We start from the raw sequence: 21,807 nt of genomic DNA, 5'->3' as shown, positions 1-21,807 counted from the left end.
GGTCAGGCGTCCTTTTGCTTGGTGCCGAAGATCTTGTCACCGGCATCGCCCAGGCCCGGCACGATGTAGCCGTGTTCGTTCAGGCGCTGGTCGATCGAGGCGGTGTAGATCTGCACGTCCGGGTGGGCTTTTTCCACCACTTCGATGCCTTCTGGCGCGGCGACCAGGACCATGGCGCGGATCTCTTTGCAGCCGGCCTTCTTCAGCAGGTCGATGGTGGCGACCATCGAACCGCCGGTGGCCAGCATCGGGTCGATGATCAGGGCCAGGCGCTGGTTGATGTCCGGCGCGAGCTTTTCCAGGTAGGTGTGGGCTTCGAGGGTTTCCTCGTTGCGGGCAACGCCGACGGCGCTGACCTTGGCACCCGGGATCAGGCTGAGCACGCCGTCGAGCATGCCGATGCCGGCACGCAGGATCGGCACCACGGTAATCTTCTTGCCGGCGATTTTTTCAACTTGCACCTTGCCGCACCAGCCATCGATCTCGTAGGTTTCGAGCGGCAGGTCCTGGGTGGCTTCGTAGGTCAGGAGCGCGCCGACTTCCTGGGCAAGTTCGCGAAAATTCTTGGTGCTGATATCGGCACGGCGCATCAGGCCGAGCTTGTGGCGGATCAGCGGATGGCGGATCTCACGAGTGGGCATAGGGGGGCTCCGAAAGGCGGGCAAAAAAACCGCGCTAGATTAATCTATTCAGCCTGTGCTGTCGTCTGGTCATTCTGGACGTTAGTCCATAAATGCTTGATCTGTGACGAGCGGATGCGTACCTTTGCCCGCTTTTCCAAAATGCACCCCCGGAGAGCGCCATGTCCGCCGATCTCGAGCATATCCGTCAAGTCATGCGTGAAGCTGACTGCCTGTACACCGAAGCCGAAGTCGAAGCGGCCATCGCCAAAGTCGGCGAGCAGATCTGCAAGGACCTGCACGACAAGAACCCGGTTGTGTTCTGCGTGATGAACGGCGGCCTGATCTTCTCCGGCAAACTGCTGACCCACCTGCAGTTCCCACTGGAAGCCAGCTACCTGCACGCCACCCGCTACCGCAACCAGACCAGCGGCGGCGAGCTGTTCTGGAAGGCCAAGCCCGAAGTGTCGTTCATCGACCGTGACGTACTGATCGTCGATGACATCCTCGACGAAGGCCACACCCTCAGCGCCATCATCGAGTTCTGCAAGCATGCCGGCGCGCGCTCGGTGCACACCGCGGTACTGATCGACAAGGACCATGACCGCAAGGCCAGCCCGGAGCTCAAGGCCAACTACGTGGGCCTGCCCTGCGTCGACCGCTACATCTTCGGTTACGGCATGGACTACAAAGGCTACTGGCGCAACGCCAACGGCATCTTCGCCGTAAAGGGGCTGTGATCATGCGCCAGCCTGCGTTCATCGACCAATCGCTGTTCGCCGGGCTGGCTGCACAGGCTGCCGCCAACCCACGCGGGCGGCAGCATCACAATTTCCATGAGATGGAAGAGCCTTGCCACCGCATGGCGGTCGGGCTGCAACCGAGCACCTACATCCCTCCGCATCGGCACCTCCGCGATGACAAAGCCGAAACGCTGGTCGTGCTTAAGGGTTGCCTGGGCCTGCTGCTCTTCGACGAGCAGGGGGCGGTGACCGACAAGCGAGTGCTGAAGGCGGGGGGTGATTGCCTGGGTGTGGACCTGGCACTTGGTATTTATCATGGGCTGGTGGTGCTGGAGCCGGACAGCATCATGTTCGAGTGCAAGGCCGGGCCGTATCGGCCGGTGGGTGAAGGCGAGCATGCGCACTGGGCTCCGCGCGAAGGTGAAGAAGGCGTGGCCGAGTACCAGGCCTGGATGCGCGCGCAGTTCGATTGATGTCAGGCCGGCGCACTCAACTGTAGGAGCGGCCTTGTGTCGCGATCGGGCTGCGCAGCAGCCCCTCGATTGAAGCTTCGCCACCAACATGGCCGGGGCCGCTTTGCGGCCCATCGCGACACAAGGCCGCTCCTACAAGAGCCTGTGCAGGCCGTGCTAGAGTGCTCCTTCATTCAAGGAGCCTCACATGCGTGCGTTTCTTCCCCTCCTGCTGGCGGTCAGCCTGCCACTCGCCGCCGCACCGCTGCACAGCCAGTTCCTGCCACCTGATGACCAGTCCCTGCGCCAGGAAGCGCCGACCGGCCAGCAATTGCTGCAAGTGACCGACTACTCGGTGGTAGTGGGTACCCAGCGCCAGTCCGACCAGCAGCCGATCCCGATCACCTCGTCGTTGCAGGTGCGCCTCAAGGGCAAGCCGCTGAGCAAGGGCGCGACCATCGCCCAGGTGCTGCTGACCTTTGACGGTGAAGCGGCCAAAAGCCTGAAGAAACCCGTATACGACGACAAAACCCGGACCCTGAGCCTGAATTACCCGCTCAGCGACTACCGCGTGATCATGGACCTGCTGCGCAACGAGACGCTGTATGTGCAGTTCCTCACGTACGGCAACGGCCACGTCTGGGCCGACCTGCACACCGGTACCGTACGTACGCGTTGAGGCGCCCGGCCTGCGGGGGGTACACTGCCGGCCTTCGAAATTTCGTGATGGTCCAGTTGGAGTCGGCAATGCGTAAAGACAAGAAACAGGTAATCGGTGACGAGATCAGCGACGACTACATCAAGTCGTTCCTTCAGTTCGAGCCGGCCGATGGCGTGACTTCGCCGTCGCTGCACAAGCTGGTCAAGGCCTACCGCGGCCTGCGCATCGACGATTTCGAGCGTTTTGTCGGCTTCTTCGTCGAGGCTGGGCTGGACCTGGATGGCAAGGATGAGCACGGCAAGACCTTTGTCGAGCAGATTGCCGACCAGCGCAATGCGTCGGATTACATCGAGATCATCGCCAAGGCCCGTGGCTGATTTTTAACCTGTGACGGCCCTTTCGCGGGCATGCCCGCAGAGGCCGGCACAGGTGAATGAGCAACCAGGCACAAAAAAACGCCCCGAGGGGCGTTTTTTCGTTACCGGCCGAATCAGGCGTAATGCTTGGCCGCCGGGCTGCTTTCCACCAGGTCCAGCGCCACGTCGTTGTCGGCACTGATCTTGTGGTACAGGGCAGCATCGGTCGCCAGGGTCTTCTCGCGAGCCGGGAAGATTTCCTTGAGCTTGGCAGCCCAGGCACCTTTGGCCTGCTCGGGGAAGCAGCGCTCGATCAGTTCCAGCATGATCGACACGGTTACCGAAGCACCCGGCGATGCGCCGAGCAGTGCAGCCAGGCTGCCGTCCTGGGCCGAGACCAGCTCGGTACCGAACTGCAGAACGCCGCCTTTCTTCGGGTCTTTCTTGATGATCTGCACGCGCTGACCAGCCACTTCCAGGCGCCAGTCTTCGGCCTTGGCCTGCGGGTAGAAGCGACGCAGGGCTTCCAGGCGCTGCTCCATCGACTGCATCACTTCGCTGACCAGGTACTTGGTCAGGTCCATGTTGTCACGGGCCACGGCCAGCATCGGGCCGATGTTGCCCATGCGCACCGACAGCGGCAGGTCCATCAGCGAACCGTGCTTGAGGAACTTGGTGGTGAAGCCGGCATATGGGCCGAACAGCAGCGATTTCTTGCCATCGACCACGCGGGTATCCAGGTGCGGTACCGACATCGGTGGGGCGCCGACCGCAGCCTGGCTATAGACCTTGGCCTGGTGCTGCTTGACGATTTCCGGGTTGTCGCAACGCAGCCACTGGCCGCTGACCGGGAAGCCGCCGAAACCTTTGCTTTCCGGAATGCCCGACAGCTGCAGCAGCGGCAGGGCCGCGCCACCGGCGCCGAGGAAGACGAAGCGGGCGTCCACTTCACGGCTGCCGCCGCTGTTGACGTCCTTGATGCTCACGGTCCAGCCCTTGCCGTTACGGCGCAGGCCGACGACCTTCTTGCTGTACTTGACCTGAGCATCCTGCGAGTCGCCCAGCAGCTTCAGCAGCTTGTTGGTCAGGGCGCCGAAGTTGACGTCGGTGCCCTTGAGCACGCGGGTGGCGGCGATGTGCTGGTCGGCTGGGCGGCCTGGCATCATCAGCGGCATCCAGTCATTCATCACGGCCTTGTCTTCGGTGTATTCCATGTCCGCGAAGGCATGGTGCTGCTTGAGCAGCTCATAGCGCTTCTTGAGGAAGGAAACACCCTTGTCACCCTCGACGTAGCTCAGGTGCGGGACAGGGTTGATGAAGGCACGTGCCGAGCCGAAGTTGCCCTTCTTGCTCAGGTAGGCCCAGAACTGGCGCGAAACCTCGAACTGGGTGTTGATGTGCACGGCCTTCTTGATGTCGATGCTGCCATCGGCGGCCTGGGGCGTATAGTTAAGCTCGCACAGGCCGGCGTGGCCGGTGCCTGCGTTGTTCCAGGGGTTGGAGCTTTCCGCGGCTCCGGAGTCCATCGCCTCCACGACCTCAAGCTTCAGGGTCGGGTCGAGCTCCTTGAGCAGTACGGCCAGGGTGGCACTCATGATGCCCGCGCCTACCAGTACCACATCAACCGATTCGTTCTGCGCCATTTAACGCGTCTCCACAATCTACAGCTACCTAATTGACAGCATAGGACCTGGGTTCGCCAGGGTCGCCATGTCCGACTTTTCGCAGTTCTTGCAACTTCCGCGGACACCGCCAATCAGTCTTCGGGTTCGCGTATTGAACGCGGTTTGCCACGGGTGCGGCAATTCGACTTATGGTCAAGGTGTCGTGCGTGCGTTATGGAACGGCTCAGACACTCATACGGGATGAGCGCATTTGCCGCCTGTTCAGGGCTGTTCGGGACACATCTGCCGCTTTTGCACATGCCAGACTGTTCATTTGCTCGCCACACTCTTGTGAAGTTGTGAAAACCGTTTTTTCACGCTCTTTTGGAGACGTGAACCTCAAAAGGGGACTGCGCGATGGCAACCCGCAGGTTCATGCAGTGTGAAGGGCCGGAAAAGCAGGCACGACAGCCGATGCAAGACCTGAGTGGAAGGCTCTCTGTGGGCGAAGCGTTGAAGTTGCCGGGGTCAATCGGCGAGTGCGGGGCCCGATCAGGAGACGTCCTTATAATCGGGGGGAGATTATAGCGATGTCGCGGGCAGAAATGTCGCCATTCGTGGTTTTTATTGCAGCGTTTGTCAGGCCGCGAGGATGCGCTGGTGCCAGCGGCGGCTTGCGCGGGCGCAAACCCGGGCACTGGCGGGCAGTTCGCGGCCCAGCCAGGCGAGCTGGATTTCGCTGATCTGGACCCAGCCGCTGCCGCTGGGCGCCTGGCTGCATTGCTTGAAGGCCAGGCATTTGCCGTTCGCGTCGAGGCGGGCATAGGTGTTGTGGCGCGGGCGTTGGAAGAGCAGGGTCCAGAGCGAGGCCATGGCAGCGAGTCCTGTGCGTTAGGGCTTGGCGCAAGGATAAGGGCGCGGCGATGAAACGATTGTGACAAGCGGGCCGGACCGATGACTGGTCGATGCGTGGCTAGGTATACTGTGGGCCTTCGCCGCATTTTCTGGAGTAACGCGCATGTTGCAACGTCTGTTGTTCGGTTTGATCGCCGTGGCCAGCCTCAGCCTGGTCGGTTGTGCCCACAGCCCGCAACAACTCAATCCGCAACCCACGCTCAAGGCCCAGCTCGCCCCGGTCGGCCATGGCCAGCCGGTAGTGGTCCGGGTGGTTGACGGCCGGGCCTCGCAGTCCCTGGGCACTCGCGGTGGCATGTACCCCGAGACCAGCACCATCAGCGTCAGCGGTAACGACATCGTGCCCAAGCTGCAGGCCCAGGCCGAAGCCGCCGTGCGCCTGCTCGGCTTCACCCCGACGCCGAACGCCTACAACGCGCCGCAGCTGACCGTGACCCTGGCGGAGCTGAAGTACCAGTCGCCGAAAGACAACCTGTACGTGACCGAGGCTACCATCGGCGCCACCTTCCGTGCCGACGTGTCCAATGGCGGCCGCCGCTACAGTGGCCGTTACGGCGCTTCGCTGGACCAGCGTTTCGGCATGGCGCCGAACCAGGAAACCAACACCCAGCTGGTGGGCGATGTGCTGAGCGATGCCCTGACCCGCATGTTCAAGGACCCGACCATCGGTCAGGTGCTGGGGCAGTAAGGCTTCAGCTGTAAAACAAAACCCGCTGCCTGTGTTCCAGGCAGCGGGTTTTTTGTTGTCTGTGCCCGCGAAGAGGCCGGCAAATCTTCATGCCATGCCAGATGAAATTTGATGACACTTTGTCGCCTGGGCCGGGCGTCTGGGCACGACTTGGGTAGAATGCCGGCCTTTGCCGTCGCTCATACCGAGGTTGCGTGATGTCCTTGCAAGTGCTCTGGGGGTTCCTGGCCGCCCACCCGACCAAGCTGATAAATCTGCTGGCGCTGCTGCTGACCTGCCCGGGTGGGTTGCTGCTGCACAGTGCGCGGCGGCGCGAGGCCGAGACCCGCGAATACATGGCGGTGGACGAGGGGGTGGTGGACGCGTTCGACCTGCGGGTACCGCGGTACTTCTACATTCTTGGGTTTTCGTGCCTGGCGATGGCGCTGCTGTTGTCCTGGTTCAGTACCTGGGTCTGAGATTCCGGGGCCGCTTTGCGGCCCATCGCCGGCAAGCCAGCTCCCACAGGATTACACAAGCCTGAGGGAAATGCGGTCTCTGTGGGAGCTGGCTTGCCGGCGATGGGCTGCAAAGCAGCCCCGGCATTCGCTCAGGCAACCGGTGCCTGCTGCCTTACCTGGTACTGGTTGCGCACCGGCGTCGCATACTGCAACACCAGGTACGGCCGTTGCTCCTCGGGGCAGGCATCCAGGCGGCGTTGCCATTCTTCCTTGGCCCGGGCCAGCTCATCAGCCGGGAACACCTTCTCGGCGCTCGGCACCTGCAGCGCCTCATCCTTGCCATCCCACATCGCATAGGCCAGGTAGTGCACTGGGAACAGCCGGTAGCCACCGAGGATCTGCCGGTCGATTTCCACTGCCAGCTGCTTGGTGTCCTCGTGGTACTCGGTCACCGGCGGGGCAAAGTTGATGTGCACCCGGCCCTTGTAGCCGGTAATGCCCTTGGCGATGCTGTTGTCGTCCTCGCCCGGCGCCTTCTTGTAGGTGCCGGTGGTGGCGCGGATGTACAGCTCGCGGGCCTTGGCCTGGTCGCACGGGTCATATTCGTAGCTGATCGAAACCGGTGTCAGGTTCAGGCTCTGGATCACCGCGCCGAACGGCTCGTCCTTGCGGCTCATGTGGAACATCTTGAGGATCGCCGAATCGGTGCGGTCGTCACCGTCCTTGGCCCGGCCTTCGGCCTGGGCGATCCAGATCGACGTGGCGTCGTTGCGGATCGAATGGTTGATGTAGGCCGAGAGCAACTGGTAGGCCGCCAGCTTTTCGCGGCGCCCACTGATCGAGCGGTGCACGATGAAGCTCTTGTTCAGGCGCATCATGTCGCTGACAAACGGCTTTTGCAGCAGGTTGTCGCCAATGGCGATGCGCGGCGTGGGCAGGCCGGCGTGGTACACCGCGTAGTTGACGAAGGCCGGGTCCATGACGATGTCACGGTGGTTGGCCAGGAACAGGTAGGCGGTGCCGGCCTTGAGCTGCTCCACGCCCGAATAGGTGACGCCGTCGGTGGCGCGGTCGATGGTCTGGTCGACGTAGTACTCGACTTTGTCCTGCAAGGTCGAGACACAGGTGACACCGGCGAATTCCTTGCGCAGGCGGCGGGCGATCAGCGGTTTGAGCAACCAGCCGAGAGCACCGGCCGCACGCGGGAAGCGGAAGTGGGTGAGGATATCGAGGAATGCCGGGTCGCTGAGCAGGCGTGCCAGAACGGCAGGGACCTCAGCGTCGTCGTACGGTCGGATGGCATCGAATTCGCCCATCATGCTCTCTTGTTGGAAACGGCTAGGGTAATAAGGTAGGGACGGGCTCCGAAAAACGGCTCGGACACACACAGGCCCTGTAAACAGACCGGCAATTATACGCATAAGTCACCCCGGAGGCCGCGATGCTGGAAACTGCTATCTACGATTGCCCCTATTGTGGCGAAGAAGTCGAAACCACGGTGGACCTGTCCGGTGGCGATCAGGAGTACATCGAGGACTGCCAGGTATGCTGCAAGCCTATCCGCTTCGTGCTGCAAGTTCATGGCGAGGAGTGGATGCTGGATGTATTCGGTGAGAATGACTGATGCAGCGTATCTACGAACCGGAAAGCCTGCTCGAGGCTGAAATGCTGGCGGGCATGCTCGCCAGCGAGGGGATCGAGGCACACCTGGTTGGCCGTGACCTGGTCGGTGCTGCCGGTGAGCTGCCGATGCAGGGTTTGCTGGGGCTTGCCGTGGCTGATGAGCAGGCCGAGTACGCACGGCAGCTGATCGATGCGTACAATGACGCCCAGCCACTGGTTGGTGACGAACCGGAGAGTTTCCCCGGTACCTTGATCTGCTAGGTTCTGAATTCGCCCATGTGTGGACGTTACGCCCTGTTTCGCTGGCCCCAGGCTCTTGCCAGTCTGCCGGGCTTTCCCGTTGGCCAGCCAGCCCAATGGAACATCTCGCCCGGGGCTTCGGTGCTGATCCAGCGCCAGCTCGACGGCCAGCTGCAACTGGCCAAGGCGCGCTGGGGGCTGACCCCGGCCTGGCTCACCGACCTGTCTCGTACTCCCGCCCATGCCCGCGCCGAAACCCTGGCCGAGCAACCGATGTTTCGCGATGCGTTTCGCCAGCGCCGCTGCCTGATGCCGGCCAACGGCTTTTACGAATGGCGCGGTAGCGTGCGCAAGCGCCCGTACTGGCTGACCCCGGGGGAGGGCGCATCGCTGTACTTCGCCGCCGTGTGGGAGGCCTACCCGGTGCAGGACCAGGTTTGGCTGAGTTGTGCGGTGGTGACCCAGGCGGCGATGAGCCAGCGTCGACCGCTGATACTGGACGAGGCGGGGCAGGCGGCCTGGCTTGACCCGGACACGCCGCTGGCCCGCCTGCATGAGTTGCTGGCCAGCCCGCCGGCGACGCTGCGCGAGCGGGCCCTGGCGCATTTCGTCAATGACCCGAAGCTGGATGCGCCGGAGTGCCTGACCCCGGCTTGAGGGGCTGCCTGTACCGGCCCCTTCGCGGGCATGCCCGCTCCCACAGGTATTACACTGCCTTCAGGTTTACTGTATTCACTGTGGGAGCGGGCGTGCCCGCGAAGAGGCCGGTGCAGGCAAATAAATTCTTCCGTGCGGCTATGGCGGCCCACCGGCGACTCGGCCTAGGATACGGCGCATGTAGAAAGGGAGTGTTTTCATGCGTAAGTCTTTTGTCGTCAGCCTGTTGAGTGCTGGCATCCTGCTAGCTGGCTGCCAGGCGGTGAATACCACCAGCGGCGGTGCTGTCGGCGTCGAGCGCCAGCAGTACATGTTCAGCATGCTCTCGACCGATGAGGTCAACCAGATGTACGCCCAGTCGTACCAGCAGACCCTGGGTGAAGCATCGAACAAAGGCGTGCTCGACAAGTCCAGCGCTGTTGCCAAGCGTGTGCAGGTAATTGCCAACCGCCTGATCGCCCAGACCCCCAAGTTCCGCCCGGATGCCGCGCAATGGAACTGGGAAGTGAACGTGATCAAGAGCGACGAGCTCAACGCCAACTGCGGCCCTGGCGGCAAGATCATCGTCTACACCGGGCTGATCGATCAGCTCAAGCTCACCGATGCGGAAATTGCTGCGGTGGTGGGCCACGAGATCGCCCACGCCCTGCGTGAGCACAGCCGCGAGGCGATGTCCAAGGCGTATGGCGTGGAAATGGCGCGCCAGGGCGCCGGTGCCCTCTTTGGCCTCGGCCAGGGCAGCATGGCCATGGCCGATACCGTGGTGAACTATGCCATGACCCTGCCCAACAGCCGGGCCAACGAGAACGAAGCCGACCTGATCGGCCTGGAGCTCTCGGCGCGTGCCGGTTACGACCCGAATGCCGCGATCACCCTGTGGAACAAGATGAGCCAGGCTTCCGAAGGCGCACCGCCTGAGTTCATGAGCACTCACCCGGCGTCCCAGAGCCGCATTGCTTCGTTGCAGGCGGCCATTCCGAAGGTGATGCCGCTGTATCAGGCGGCCAAGAAGTAAGACCGTAAGGGGCTGCTTTGCAGCCCAATCGCCGGCAAGCCAGCTCCCACAGGTATTGCACAGGCCTTGAGGCCGATAGAGCACCCTGTGGGAGCTGGCTTGCCGGCGATTGGGCCGCAGAGCGGCCCCCGTCAGCAGTTAGCCCACCCAGCCACTGGCTTTCATTGCCGAATACACGGCCACGATCGCCAGCACGAAGAACGCCGTGGCCGCCAGGCGACGGATCAGCGTCAGCGGCAGTTTGTCCGCCGCGAAGTTACCCGCCAGTACCACCGGCACGTTGGCAATCAGCATGCCCAGGGTGGTACCGATAATGACCATGATCAGGTACGGATACTGTGCTGCCAGCATCACCGTGGCGACTTGGGTCTTGTCACCGATTTCAGCCAGGAAGAACGCGATCAGCGTGGTCAGGAACGGCCCGAAGCGGCGCGCCGGGTTCTCGTCGTCATCCATCTTGTCCGGAACCAGGGTCCACAGGGCAGTGGCGGTGAAGCTCGCAGCCAGGATCCAGTGCAGTGCCGAGTCGCTGAAGAAGCTGCCGACCCACGCGCCCACGGCACCAGCCGCGGCATGGTTGGCCAGGGTGGCGGCGATGATGCCGGCGATGATCGGCCAGGGCTTGCGGAAGCGGGCAGCGAGTATGAGCGCGAGCAATTGCGTCTTGTCGCCGATTTCGGCGAGGGCAACGATGGCGGTGGGGACCAACAGAGATTCCAGCATCAGGATTCCTACGGGGGCGGGTCGACACGGCTATGACACGTACAGCCTCCCCGCCCCGGGTAAGGTGTGCGTGTCATAGGTCTTGTCAAACCCTGGATCCGTCTATGCGGATCTCGCCATGCAGGCTGGCATGGTGGGTCGCACGCGCCATGGTCTGTGGACCAAGTATGTTGACGCGTACCGGGCGAGCTGGGCGCTCGCGGGAGACTACTCCCCTAGGACGGTGCGGATTCTGCCTAGGCAAAACGCTTTCGGCAAGCGCTGTTTTTATCCGTGTGTTGCCTGGTAGATGCGGAAACCGTCCGCCTCCTCGCGTACCTGGCAGTTGCCCAGCGTCCCTTCGATCAGTGGCTGGTAGCGCAGGAAGCTGTTGGCAACCAGGCGCATTTCGCCACCTTTTCGCAGATGAACGGCCGATTTTTTCAGCAAGTTTTCCGATGCCTGGTAGTTGGTGTGCACCCCGGTGTGGAACGGCGGGTTGCTCAGGATCAGGCTCAGCTCGGTCGGCGCCGCGTCGATGCCGTCGCCGCTGATCACTTCGCCTTCCAGACCATTGGCGGCCAAGGTCAGGCGGCTGGCGGCCACGGCGAAGGCATCCACGTCCAGCAGGGTCACCCGGTTTTGCGGATAACGGCGTTTGACCGTGGCGCCCAGCACCCCGGCACCGCAGCCGAAGTCCAGCACATGCCCGCTCGGCAGGCCGTCGAGGTGCTTGAGCAGCAGGGCGGTACCGCGATCGAGGCGACCATGGCTGAACACACCGGGCAGGCTGACCACTTGCAGTGGGCCGTCTTCCAGGCTGAGCTCGAAGCGTTCGGCCAGGCTTTCCAGGGGCTTGGCTTCTGGCGCGTGCTCGATGGTCACCTGCCACAGCTGGCAATGGCGGGCGCTGTCGAGCTTGCGTGGCTTGCCAAAGGCCTGCAGCTGCTTGGCCGCGCCCTCGATGCCGCCACGTTTCTCGCCGACCAGGTACAGCTCTCGGCCAGCCAGGCGCGAGGCCAGGGCGTTGAGCAGGTAGGCGGCCAGTTCGCGGGACTTGGGCAGGAACAGCACGGCGCTGTCGAAAGCCACTTCAGGGGGCTCCACTGCATAGTGGCTGCGCCCGGCGAAGCGGCTCTCGAGCATGGCCTGGTCGCCCGCATGCCAGGTCCAGGCCCGGGCCTGGGGCAACTGGCCGAGCAGGCCGTCGGCGGGGGCGCCGGCGAGCAGCAGCGGGCCCTGGAACAGCTCTGCCTGGCGGAGCAACACTTCACTGCGCGGGTCCATGGACGACGCCTCCTGGAAAAAAGTGGCGCAGTGTAGCAGAGGCGGGCGTCGGGCTCAGCTGACCACGCGGCGTGGCTGCCCGGCGAAGAAGGCCTGGGCGTTCTCGCTGAGCTGGCCGACGATGCGCTGGCGCGATTCCACTGCGCCCCAGGCGCTGTGCGGGGTGATGATCAGGCGCGGGATGCCGGGTTCGAGCAGCGGGTTGCCATTGACCGGCGGTTCCACGCTCAGCACGTCGGTGGCGGCACCGCCCAGGTGGCCACTGCGCAGGGCGTCGGCCAGCGCTTGCTCGTCGATCAGGCCGCCGCGGGCGGTGTTGACCACCAACGCGTTGGGCTTGAGCAGGGCCAGTTCGCGGGCCCCGAGCATGTGTCGGGTGTGCTCGTTCAGCGGGCAGTGCAGGGTCAGGGCGTCGACTTGCGGCAGCAACTCGTCCAGTGGCAAACGGTCGGCGCGTTCCGGGCGGCCGGGGAGCTGCCCGCTGAGCACGCGCATGCCGAAGGCTTCGGCCAGCCTCGCCACCGCGCCGCCCAGTTCACCGTGGCCGAGCAGGCCAAGGGTCTTGCCCTCCAGTTCGACGATGGGGAAGTCCAGCAGGCAGAACTGGCTGGCCTTGGCCCACTGGCCGTCGGCTACCGCCTGGTTGTAGTCGCACAGGCGGGTGGCCAGGGCCAGCAGCAGGGCGAGGGTGTGCTGGGCGACGGACGGTGTGCCGTAGCCCTGGCAGTTGCACACGGTGATGCCCTGGGCGCGCGCGGCCGCCAGGTCGACATTGTTGGTGCCGGTGGCGGCCACCAGGATCAGCTTCAGTTGCGGGTTGGCGGCCAGGGTCGCGGCGTCGAGCATGACCTTGTTGCTGACTACCGCCACCGCGCCCTGCAGGCGTTCGGCGACCTGCTCCTGGTGAGTGGCGGCGAACAGTTCGAACTCATCGAACTGCTGCTTCAGGGGCGAGAGGTCGAGATCGCCCAGGTCCAGGGACTGGTGATCGAGAAACACGGCGCGACGCGGGCTGGGCATGAAGTTCTCCGAGGCTGGGCGGGATTTCGGTGTTGTGGCCATTCGCGGGCATGCCCGCTCCCACAGGACCCCACCAACCTGCGGGGTGTGTAGTACCTGTGGGAGCGGGCGTGCCCGCGAAAGGGCCTTTGGCTCCAGCACAAATCCTGAAGCTGCCGCCGCAGTGTCTAGTTCAACCTTGCCGCCCGTCAACGCCCGCCACTCATACCTTCATCATGCAAATCATTCCTTCGGCTGATTTAGCCGTCACATTGGCGAACTACAGTAGTTCCCAGACTTGTCCGGCCCGCTTTTCAGAAAAGGGATACCCATGTTGCAGACCCGCATCATCAAGCCCGCCGAGGGCGCCTACGCCTACCCCCTGCTGATCAAGCGCCTGCTGATGTCTGGCAGCCGCTATGAAAAAACCCGCGAAATCGTCTACCGCGACCAGTTGCGGCTGACCTACCCACAACTCAACGAGCGCATCGCGCGCCTGGCCAACGTGCTGACCGAAGCCGGGGTAAAGGCCGGTGACACCGTGGCGGTGATGGACTGGGACAGCCACCGCTACCTGGAATGCATGTTCGCCATTCCGATGATCGGCGCGGTGGTGCACACCATCAACGTGCGCCTGTCGCCCGAGCAGATTCTCTACACCATGAACCACGCCGAAGACCGCGTGGTGCTGGTCAACAGCGACTTCGTCGGCCTGTACCAGGCCATCGCGGGGCAACTGACCACCGTCGACAAGACCGTGCTGCTGACCGACGGCCCGGACAAGACAGCCGAGCTGCCCAACCTGGTGGGCGAGTACGAGCAACTGCTGGCCGCTGCCAGCCCGCGCTACGACTTCCCGGACTTCGACGAGAACTCGGTGGCCACCACCTTCTACACCACCGGCACCACCGGCAACCCCAAGGGGGTGTACTTCACTCACCGGCAGCTGGTGCTGCATACCCTGGCCGAAGCTTCGGTGACCGGCAGCATCGACAGCGTGCGCCTGCTGGGCAGCAACGACGTGTACATGCCCATCACGCCGATGTTCCACGTGCACGCCTGGGGCATTCCCTACGCCGCCACCATGCTCGGCATGAAGCAGGTGTATCCGGGGCGCTACGAGCCGGACATGCTGGTCAAGCTGTGGCGCGAAGAGAAGGTCACCTTCTCCCATTGCGTGCCGACCATCCTGCAGATGCTGCTCAACTGCCCGACCTCCCAAGGTCAAGACTTCGGCGGCTGGAAGATCATCATCGGCGGCAGCGCACTCAACCGCTCGTTGTACCAGGCCGCCCTGGCACGCGGCATCCAGCTGACCGCCGCGTATGGCATGTCCGAGACCTGCCCGCTGATTTCCGCCGCCCACCTGAACGACGAACTGCAGGCCGGCAGCGAGGATGAGCGCGTCACCTACCGCATCAAGGCCGGCGTGCCGGTGCCGCTGGTCGAGGCGGCCATCGTCGACGGCGACGGCAATTTCCTGCCCGCCGATGGTGAAACCCAGGGCGAGCTGGTGCTGCGTGCGCCGTGGCTGACCATGGGCTACTTCAAGGAGCCGGAGAAGAGCGAGGAGCTGTGGCAGGGTGGCTGGTTGCACACCGGCGATGTCGCCACGCTCGACGGCATGGGCTACATCGACATCCGCGACCGTATCAAGGATGTGATCAAGACCGGTGGCGAGTGGATTTCCTCGCTCGACCTCGAGGACCTGATCAGCCGCCACCCGGCCGTGCGTGAAGTGGCGGTAGTGGGGGTGGCCGACCCGCAGTGGGGCGAACGCCCGTTTGCCCTGCTGGTGGTGCGCGAAGGCCAGGTCATCGACGCCAAGGCGCTGAAGGAACACCTCAAGCCCTTCGTCGAGCAAGGGCACATCAACAAGTGGGCGATTCCAAGCCAGATCGCCGTTGTTACTGAAATTCCCAAGACCAGTGTCGGCAAGCTCGACAAGAAACGCATCCGCCAGGACATCGTCCAGTGGCAGGCCAGCAACAGCGCGTTCCTCTCCACGCTGTAACCGCCATGCGGGTCGCGTACCGCAACACGCGACCCGCATGCTAGAGGGGTGCAGCCTTGCCAAACGGCAGAAATACGCCATCCTTTAGCACTGCCAGCGCGCAGCCGAGGCAACATGGCAGCGAGTTGGCCGCACGGAGCGCAAATCACACTTTAGAGGGATCAAGCGCCTGTGCCTTGCTGGCTATAGTCGGGGCCAGGGGATTTTCAGGAATGGGGGAGGCGACATGCGCAAGCCGTGTCGCCGCGGGCGCAAGCCTGCAAACCGGTCGCTCGGGCCGTTCTTGAAAGGACTCACTGCCATAACAAAAAAAGTACATGGAGTAGCGTCGATGAAATCTGCAAACCTGTTCTGGCGCCGGGCCAAGTTGCCCCTGGCTGTCAGCCTTGCTTCCACGCTCGCAAGTCCTGCTTTCGCTGTCAGTTTCAACATTGGTGAAATCGAAGGCCAGTTCGACTCGTCGCTCTCCATCGGCGCCAGCTGGTCGACGGCCAACCCCAACAAGAACCTGATCGGGGTGAACAACGGCGGCAAGGGCCTGTCGCAGACATCCGACGATGGCCACCTGAACTTCAAGAAGGGCGAAACCTTCTCCAAGATCTTCAAGGGCATCCATGACCTGGAGCTCAAGTACGGCGACACCGGCGTGTTCGTCCGCGGCAAGTACTGGTATGACTTCGAACTGAAGGACGAAGGCCGCGAGTTCAAGGACATCAGCGACTCCAACCGCAAGGAAGGCGCCAAATCGTCCGGTGCCGAGCTGCTCGACGCGTTCGTCTACCACAACTACTCCATCGGCGATCAGCCAGGCTCGGTGCGCCTGGGCAAGCAGGTGGTGAGCTGGGGTGAAAGTACCTTCATCGGTGGCGGCATCAACTCGATCAACCCGATCGACGTGTCGGCATTCCGCCGCCCGGGGGCCGAGATCAAGGAAGGCCTGATTCCGGTCAACATGTTCTACGTTTCGCAGAGCCTGACCGACAACCTGTCGGCCGAGGCCTTCTACCAGATCGAATGGGACCAGACGGTCGTCGACAACTGCGGCACCTTCTTCTCCCAGCCTGATGTGATCGCCGATGGCTGCAACAACAACTTGGCCGTTCTGGCCACCCAGAACTCGCTGGCCAGCCGGCTTGGGCCGCTGTCCCCTCGTGTAGCGGCCGCGTTGGCTGCGCAAGGCGTGACTCATGGCTCACCTGACGAGGGGGTGATCGTAAGCCGCGGTCCGGATCGTGATGCACGTGACAGTGGCCAATTTGGCGTTTCGCTGCGCTACATGTTCGAACCGTTGAACACCGAGTTTGGTGGTTACTTCATGAACTACCACAGCCGCGCACCAATATTCAGCGGTCGCGGGGCCGATCTTCAGTATTACAGTGCCACAGGCCTGGCGGGAGCGCTGGTCAGCGCAGGAGTACCAGCGGCGGCGCTGGGTAATCTGTTGCCCAGTCTGTTGCCGTTGCAGGTGGCAGGTAACTCCAGCTATTACGTCGAATACCCAGAAGATATCCGCCTGTACGGGCTGAGCTTCTCCACGACGCTGCCTACTGGCACTGCCTGGAGCGGTGAGATCAGCTACCGTCCGAACGCACCCGTGCAGTTGAATACTACCGATATTCTCTTTTCCGGCCTGACACCGCTCAACCCGGATGTATCGGTATTGCAAGGCAAGCCTGGCACCGACCAGCCAGGTTATCGTCGCAAGGAAATTACCCAGCTGCAGACAACCTTCACCCACTTCTTCGATCAGGTGATGGGGGCCGAGCGGTTGACCATGGTAGGGGAAGTCGGATGGACGCACGTTGGCGGCCTGGAAAGCACGTCCAAGCTGCGCTACGGGCGCGACCCGGTGTTTGGTCCGGGGCCGCTTCCAAATGGCCAGTGCGAGACGCTCAACGCCAATACTTTGGGTACCGCCAACGCGAACAACGTGTCGCGCTACTGCGAGAACGATGGCTACACCACTTCCGACTCTTGGGGTTACCGCATCCGCGCGATCTGGGACTACAACAACGTCTTTGCCGGAATTAACCTGCGCCCGAGCTTGGCCTGGTCGCACGACGTCGACGGTTACTCACCTGGTCCTGGCGGCAACTTCGAGGAAGGTCGCAAGGCGATCAGCCTGGGCCTGGATGCCGAGTATCAGCAAACCTACACGGCGAGCCTGTCGTACACCAACTTCTTCGACGGCAAGTACACCACCGTGGATGACCGCGACTTCGTCGCCCTCAGCTTCGGTGTGAACTTCTAAGCATACAGATCCAGGACGACACGACATGAACAAGACCAGAAGTCTGCTGCAAGCCGGTGTACTGGGCCTGTCCCTGCTGGCGACCAGCGTCATGGCTGCAGTATCCGCCGACGAGGCGGCCAAGCTGGGCAGTACCCTGACCCCGATGGGCGCCGAAAAGGCCGGAAACGCCGATGGCTCGATCGGCCCGTGGGAGCCGCTGTCGAAGAGCGCGGGCAGTGCCGACGGCAAGGGCTTCCTGTCCGACCCGTACGGCAGCGACAAGCCGCTGTTCACCATCACCGCGCAGAACGCCGACCAGTACAAGGACAAGCTCTCGCCGGGCCAGCTGGCCATGCTCAAGCGCTACCCGGACACCTTCAAGATCCCGGTATTCAAGACCCATCGCGGTTCCACGGTGCCGGCCGACGTGTTCGCCGCCATCAAGGAGAACGCCACCAAGACCACCCTGGTCGAAGGCGGCAACGGCCTGAGCAACTTCCGCACGGCTGTACCGTTCCCGATCCCCAAAAGCGGCCTGGAGGTGATCTGGAACCACATCACCCGCTACCGGGGTGGCAGCGTCAGCCGCCTGGTGACCCAGGCCACGCCACAGCAGAACGGCTCCTTCAACCCTGTGTACTTCTCCGACCAGTTCGTCTTCCGCGACAAGATGAAGGATTACGACCCGAACAACCCGGGCAACATCCTGTTCTACTTCAAGCAGGAGGTGACCGCGCCCGCGCGTCTGGCCGGTACCGTGCTGCTGGTGCACGAAACCCTCGACCAGGTGAAGGAACCGCGCAAGGCGTGGATCTACAACGCAGGCCAACGCCGTGTGCGCCAGGCACCGCAAGTGTCGTACGACGGCCCGGGTACCGCCGCCGACGGTTTGCGCACCTCGGACAACCTGGACATGTTCAACGGTGCGCCGGACCGCTATGACTGGAAGCTGGAAGGCAAGAAGGAGATGTACATCGCGTCCAACGCCTTCAAGCTCGACGACCCCAAGCTCAAGTACACCGACATCATCAAGGCCGGGCACATCAACCAGGACCTTTCCCGTTACGAGCTGCGCCGCGTGTGGCACGTGGTTGCGACCCTCAAGCCAGGCCAGCGGCACATCTATGCCAAGCGTGACTTCTACATCGACGAGGACACCTGGCAGGCTGCGGTGATCGACCAGTACGACGGCCGTGGCCAGCTGTGGCGCGTGTCCGAGGCACATGCCCAGCCGTACTACAATGTGGAAGTGCCGTGGTACACCCTGGAGACTATCTACGACCTGCAGTCGGGCCGTTACCTGGCTCTGGGCATGAAGAACGAAGAGAAGCGCGCCTACGACTTCGGCTTCAGCGCCAGCAAGGCGGACTTCCAGCCAGCGGCACTGCGCCAGTCGGGTATTCGCTAAGTATCGCGCAACCTCGGAGCGCCCCGGCTTGTCCGGGGCGTTTCATTTTCCTGTACCGGCCCCTTCGCGGGCTCGCCCGCTCCCACAGGTACTGCGCTGGCCTGGAAGCCTGCGAAATCCCTGTGGGAGCGGGCGTGCCCGCGAAGAGGCCGGAACAGGCAATAAATCTGCTGAATACCTCCCCAAATCCCCGCCCCAGCCCCTGTCCATCAGCCATGTTGCTTTTTGTCGCAGTCTTTTCCAGGGGAATTGCGCCCATCATCTTCAAATGCGCAGCGTTACCCGCTAGTCTCGCAAGCATCCATACCGCCGTAGTCTTCCAACCAGAACGAGCCGGCCATGACAGATCTGTCCCGTACGCATGGATTCGCCAGCCAGGCCCTGGGCCTGCTGGACGGGCGTTTCTTCCGGCCGCCCTTGCCGGACGGCCATGTGCCGCGCTTGCGCCTGTGCCAGCGGCTGCAAGCCGGCCTCGGCGGGCGGCTGTTGCTGGTCAATGCCCCGGCGGGTTTCGGCAAAAGCTCCCTGGCCATCGAATTTTGCGAAGCGCTGCCCGAGCACTGGCGTAGCCTGTGGCTGGGCCTGAGCCAACGGGATGCCGACCCTGGCCGCTTCCTCGAACGCCTGCTCGAAGGCCTGCAGCAGTACTGCCCGGCGCTGGGCGGCCAGGCCATGGGCCTGCTGAAAATGCGCCAGCGCCACCAGCCGTTCGCCTTCGAGGAATGGCTCGACGGCCTGCTCGACGAGCTGGCGCTGTACCTGCAAGCCGATACGCCCTTGTTGCTGGTGCTGGACGACTATCACCTGGCCCAGGGGCCGGTGCTCGACCGCTGCCTGCAGTTCTTCCTCAATCACCTGCCCCCCGGCCTGGTGCTGCTGGTCACCAGCCGCCAGCGCCCAGACTGGCACCTAGCGCGCCTGCGCCTGTCGCGGCAACTGGTCGAGCTTAACGAACAGGACTTGCGCCTTACCGCTGACGAGTCGCTGGCGGTGATCGGTCGCCAACCCACCGGGCTGCGTGGCCAGGCCCTGGACAACCTGATCCAGCGCAGCGACGGTTGGGTGGCCGGGTTGCGTTTCTGGCAACTGGCGGCCAGCGAGTCCTCTGACGAGCAGGCCTTGCCACAGGCCTTGCATGGTGGTGAGGGCCTGATCCGCGACTATCTGCTGGAAGAAGTCATCGACATGCTGCCCGCCGATGTGCAGGCCTTCCTGTACGAAACGGCCTGCCAGGAGCGTTTCTGCGCTCCATTGTGCGATGCCGTGCGCGGCCGCCACGACAGCGCCGCGATCCTGCGCTTCTTGCAGGCGCACCAGGTGTTCCTGGTGCCGCTGGACGAGCATGGCCACTGGTTCCGCTATCACCACCTGTTCTCCGACCTGCTGCGCAGCCGCCAGGCCAGCGAGCCGCTGGCCGGCCTGCAGTTGCGTGCCTGCCGCTGGTTCGAAAGCCAGGGCCTGCTGGACGAAGCGGTGGAGCAGGCGCTGCGGGCCGGTCACCTCGATGTCGCCGCCGACCTGGTGCAGAGCCTGTCCGAGGAGCAGCTGCTGGCCGAACAGAACGTCGGCATGTTGCTGCGCTGGAAGATGGACCTGCCCGACAGCCTGCTGATCAGCACGCCGCGGCTGATCGTGCTGTACAGCTGGGCGTTGGGCCTGGCGTGCCAGCTGGACGCGGCCGAGGAGCTGGCGGGTTATCTCAGCCGCTTCCTGCCCGCGCCCTCGGCGACCGCGCAAAAGTCCATGCTGGCCCAGTGGCTGGCGCTGAGTGGTGTGATCGCCCGTGGCCGTGGCGACCGCGAGCGCACCCTGGCCTATTGCGGCGAAGCGCTGCAGAGCCTGCCGAGCAAGCGTTATGGCCAACGCCTGGTGTGCCTGTCGACGCTGTCCAACCTGGCGATTGCCGATGGCGATTTCTGGCGGGCCCGCGGCTGGAACCGTGAGGCCCTGGAGCTGGCCCAGCGCGTTGGCAACCCATTGTTCGAGGCCCTGGCCCATTACGACCGGGCGCGGGTGCTGCATGCCCGTGGCGAGGTGTTGCGCGCACTGGACGAAGTGCGCGAGGGGCTGCAACGCCTGCAAGGGCTGTCGGCACAGCGGCTGTATGCCGTGCGCGCCCGCCTGACGCTTTACGAAGGCTACCTGCTGGTATCGCGCCTGCAGCCGTCCCAGGGCCGCGCCCGCTTGCGTGCGGGGCTGGGCGAGGCGCGGGCCTGCCGCGATATCAGCGTGCTCATCGGCCACTGCGTGATCGCTACGCTCGATGGCCGGGAAGGGCACTTTGCCGAGGCTTTTGCCGAACTGGCCGAGGCCGAGCGGCTGATGCACATCTGGGATGTGCCGCCGGTCTACTACCTGGCCATGATCACCCTGGTCAAATGCGAGTTGTGGCTGGCACAGGGGCGCATCGACCTGGCCGAGTCCTGGTTGCTGCGCCTGGGCCAGACCTATGGCGGCGAGCAACCGGCGGCGGCCCCGGAGTTCCACCCGTTGCTGCCGTTGCACATCGCCTTGCAGCAGGCATCGCTCGAGCGTATCCAGTCGCATAGCGACGACGCGGCGCAACGCCTGGCCAGCCTGGTCGAGCGCGGCCAGGCCAGTGGCGGCATGATGCTCAGCGTCAGTGCCCTGTGCCAGTGGCTTGGCTTGTTGCTGGGCGAAGGCCGGGACGAGCAGGCCGCCCAGTTGTTGCCACGGTTGCTGGAGGCAGCCGAAGGCGGCGTGCTGCAACCGTTCCAGCCTTTGCTGGAGCAGCACCCGCAGTGGCTTCTCGAACAGCTGCAGGCAGTTGCCGCCTGCTCGGTGCAGGCCGAGCTGCTCAAGCGCCTGCCACCGCTGCCGAGCGCCAGCACCGGCAGCGGTGAAGCCCTGAGTAGCCGCGAGCTGGCCGTGCTCGAGCTGATTGCCCAGGGTTGTTCCAACCAGCAGATCAGCGAGCGGCTGTTCATTTCCCTGCACACGGTGAAAACCCACGCCAGCCATATCAACAGCAAGCTGGGGGTGGAGCGGCGTACCCAGGCGGTGGCCAAGGCCAAGTCCCTGGGAATGCTGGCGTGACAATAGCCCTGCAGGGCTTAGCTCGCTAAAGTGATGGCGCCAGGCCGTGGTCCGTGGCCGCCAACGCTCTATCCTCATCTTTCCCGACCAGCT

General features: G+C 63.6%; 21 protein-coding genes and 1 riboswitch. Of the genes, 14 read left to right on the top strand and 7 right to left on the bottom strand.

Going from position 1 to position 21,807, the window contains the following annotated elements; all coding sequences use genetic code 11:
* Positions 1-2: 2 nt before the first annotated feature.
* A complete protein-coding gene (upp, locus tag CAG44_RS07075) occupies positions 3-641 on the bottom strand; it encodes a uracil phosphoribosyltransferase (RefSeq protein WP_011532223.1) in 639 nt (212 codons plus the stop codon).
* Positions 642-802: 161 nt separating this feature from the next.
* Between upp and CAG44_RS07070 the strand changes: the two genes are divergently transcribed.
* From CAG44_RS07070 to CAG44_RS07055, 4 genes are all read left to right on the top strand, one after another.
* The gene (locus CAG44_RS07070) at positions 803-1,360 is read left to right on the top strand and encodes a hypoxanthine-guanine phosphoribosyltransferase (protein ID WP_003256346.1); all 558 of its coding nucleotides are present in this window, start codon (positions 803-805) and stop codon (positions 1,358-1,360) included.
* A 2-nt stretch (positions 1,361-1,362) separates the two neighbouring features.
* Entirely contained in the window at positions 1,363-1,836 is a 474-nt protein-coding gene (locus CAG44_RS07065; RefSeq protein ID WP_085691841.1) for a WbuC family cupin fold metalloprotein, read from the top strand.
* A gap of 187 nt (positions 1,837-2,023) precedes the next feature.
* Positions 2,024-2,494, top strand: coding sequence for a hypothetical protein (locus CAG44_RS07060; RefSeq protein WP_025337696.1), 471 nt, complete (start codon positions 2,024-2,026; stop codon positions 2,492-2,494).
* A gap of 68 nt (positions 2,495-2,562) precedes the next feature.
* On the top strand, positions 2,563-2,853 hold the full coding sequence (locus CAG44_RS07055) for a PA4642 family protein (protein WP_015268954.1): 291 nt from the start codon (positions 2,563-2,565) through the stop codon (positions 2,851-2,853).
* Positions 2,854-2,966: 113 nt separating this feature from the next.
* Here the strand turns inward: CAG44_RS07055 and mqo are convergent, their stop codons facing one another.
* On the bottom strand, positions 2,967-4,475 hold the full coding sequence (mqo, locus tag CAG44_RS07050) for a malate dehydrogenase (quinone) (protein ID WP_025337698.1): 1,509 nt from the start codon (positions 4,473-4,475) through the stop codon (positions 2,967-2,969).
* A gap of 600 nt (positions 4,476-5,075) precedes the next feature.
* Positions 5,076-5,309, bottom strand: coding sequence for a hypothetical protein (locus CAG44_RS07045; protein WP_085587352.1), 234 nt, complete (start codon positions 5,307-5,309; stop codon positions 5,076-5,078).
* Between the two features lie 145 nt (positions 5,310-5,454).
* On the opposite strand from CAG44_RS07045, the gene CAG44_RS07040 reads away from it, so the two are divergent.
* Positions 5,455-6,039 carry a YajG family lipoprotein gene (locus CAG44_RS07040; protein WP_013970929.1) on the top strand — a complete coding sequence of 195 codons (585 nt, stop codon included), beginning with the start codon at positions 5,455-5,457 and terminating at the stop codon, positions 6,037-6,039.
* 197 nt (positions 6,040-6,236) lie between these two features.
* Positions 6,237-6,497: a hypothetical protein gene (locus tag CAG44_RS07035; RefSeq protein WP_012270506.1), complete on the top strand. Its 261-nt coding sequence runs from the start codon at positions 6,237-6,239 to the stop codon at positions 6,495-6,497.
* Between the two features lie 131 nt (positions 6,498-6,628).
* Here CAG44_RS07035 and CAG44_RS07030 read toward each other — a convergent pair whose 3' ends face one another.
* Positions 6,629-7,795, bottom strand: a complete 1,167-nt coding sequence (locus tag CAG44_RS07030; protein WP_025337700.1) for a 1-acyl-sn-glycerol-3-phosphate acyltransferase — start codon at positions 7,793-7,795, stop codon at positions 6,629-6,631.
* 125 nt (positions 7,796-7,920) lie between these two features.
* Between CAG44_RS07030 and CAG44_RS07025 the strand changes: the two genes are divergently transcribed.
* The 4 genes from CAG44_RS07025 to CAG44_RS07010 all read left to right on the top strand — a co-directional run bounded on the left by CAG44_RS07025 (position 7,921) and on the right by CAG44_RS07010 (position 10,014).
* A complete protein-coding gene (locus CAG44_RS07025; RefSeq protein ID WP_012270508.1) occupies positions 7,921-8,103 on the top strand; it encodes a CPXCG motif-containing cysteine-rich protein in 183 nt (60 codons plus the stop codon).
* The gene (locus CAG44_RS07020; RefSeq protein ID WP_025337701.1) at positions 8,103-8,363 is read left to right on the top strand and encodes a putative signal transducing protein; all 261 of its coding nucleotides are present in this window, start codon (positions 8,103-8,105) and stop codon (positions 8,361-8,363) included. Before CAG44_RS07025 ends, CAG44_RS07020 begins: the two co-directional genes overlap by 1 nt.
* Positions 8,364-8,378: 15 nt before the next feature.
* Positions 8,379-8,999 carry an SOS response-associated peptidase gene (locus CAG44_RS07015; RefSeq protein WP_085587354.1) on the top strand — a complete coding sequence of 207 codons (621 nt, stop codon included), beginning with the start codon at positions 8,379-8,381 and terminating at the stop codon, positions 8,997-8,999.
* A 199-nt stretch (positions 9,000-9,198) separates the two neighbouring features.
* Entirely contained in the window at positions 9,199-10,014 is an 816-nt protein-coding gene (locus tag CAG44_RS07010; protein WP_025337703.1) for a M48 family metallopeptidase, read from the top strand.
* A gap of 138 nt (positions 10,015-10,152) precedes the next feature.
* Here the strand turns inward: CAG44_RS07010 and CAG44_RS07005 are convergent, their stop codons facing one another.
* The 3 genes from CAG44_RS07005 to CAG44_RS06995 all read right to left on the bottom strand — a co-directional run bounded on the left by CAG44_RS07005 (position 10,153) and on the right by CAG44_RS06995 (position 13,023).
* A complete protein-coding gene (locus CAG44_RS07005) occupies positions 10,153-10,737 on the bottom strand; it encodes a TMEM165/GDT1 family protein (protein WP_013970934.1) in 585 nt (194 codons plus the stop codon).
* A gap of 88 nt (positions 10,738-10,825) precedes the next feature.
* Positions 10,826-10,965, bottom strand: a riboswitch (yybP-ykoY riboswitch).
* 39 nt (positions 10,966-11,004) lie between these two features.
* Positions 11,005-12,003, bottom strand: a complete 999-nt coding sequence (locus CAG44_RS07000) for a class I SAM-dependent methyltransferase (RefSeq protein WP_085587356.1) — start codon at positions 12,001-12,003, stop codon at positions 11,005-11,007.
* Between the two features lie 54 nt (positions 12,004-12,057).
* Positions 12,058-13,023, bottom strand: coding sequence for a 2-hydroxyacid dehydrogenase (locus CAG44_RS06995; RefSeq protein WP_085587358.1), 966 nt, complete (start codon positions 13,021-13,023; stop codon positions 12,058-12,060).
* 310 nt (positions 13,024-13,333) lie between these two features.
* On the opposite strand from CAG44_RS06995, the gene CAG44_RS06985 reads away from it, so the two are divergent.
* From CAG44_RS06985 to CAG44_RS06965, 4 genes are all read left to right on the top strand, one after another.
* A complete protein-coding gene (locus CAG44_RS06985; protein WP_085587360.1) occupies positions 13,334-15,016 on the top strand; it encodes a fatty acid--CoA ligase in 1,683 nt (560 codons plus the stop codon).
* Positions 15,017-15,347: 331 nt separating this feature from the next.
* A complete protein-coding gene (locus tag CAG44_RS06980) occupies positions 15,348-17,267 on the top strand; it encodes a DUF1302 domain-containing protein (protein ID WP_025337707.1) in 1,920 nt (639 codons plus the stop codon).
* Between the two features lie 25 nt (positions 17,268-17,292).
* Positions 17,293-18,657, top strand: coding sequence for a DUF1329 domain-containing protein (locus tag CAG44_RS06975; RefSeq protein ID WP_075043774.1), 1,365 nt, complete (start codon positions 17,293-17,295; stop codon positions 18,655-18,657).
* A 339-nt stretch (positions 18,658-18,996) separates the two neighbouring features.
* Positions 18,997-21,714 (top strand): LuxR C-terminal-related transcriptional regulator, encoded by a 2,718-nt coding sequence (locus tag CAG44_RS06965; RefSeq protein WP_085691840.1) that lies wholly within the window; start codon positions 18,997-18,999, stop codon positions 21,712-21,714.
* The last annotated feature ends 93 nt before the right edge of the window (positions 21,715-21,807 follow it).

This window comes from Pseudomonas sp. B13(2017), assembly GCF_002113245.1.
GTDB classification, from domain to species: domain Bacteria; phylum Pseudomonadota; class Gammaproteobacteria; order Pseudomonadales; family Pseudomonadaceae; genus Aquipseudomonas; species Aquipseudomonas putida_Z.
This window is presented reverse-complemented; position numbering and strand designations above follow the sequence as displayed.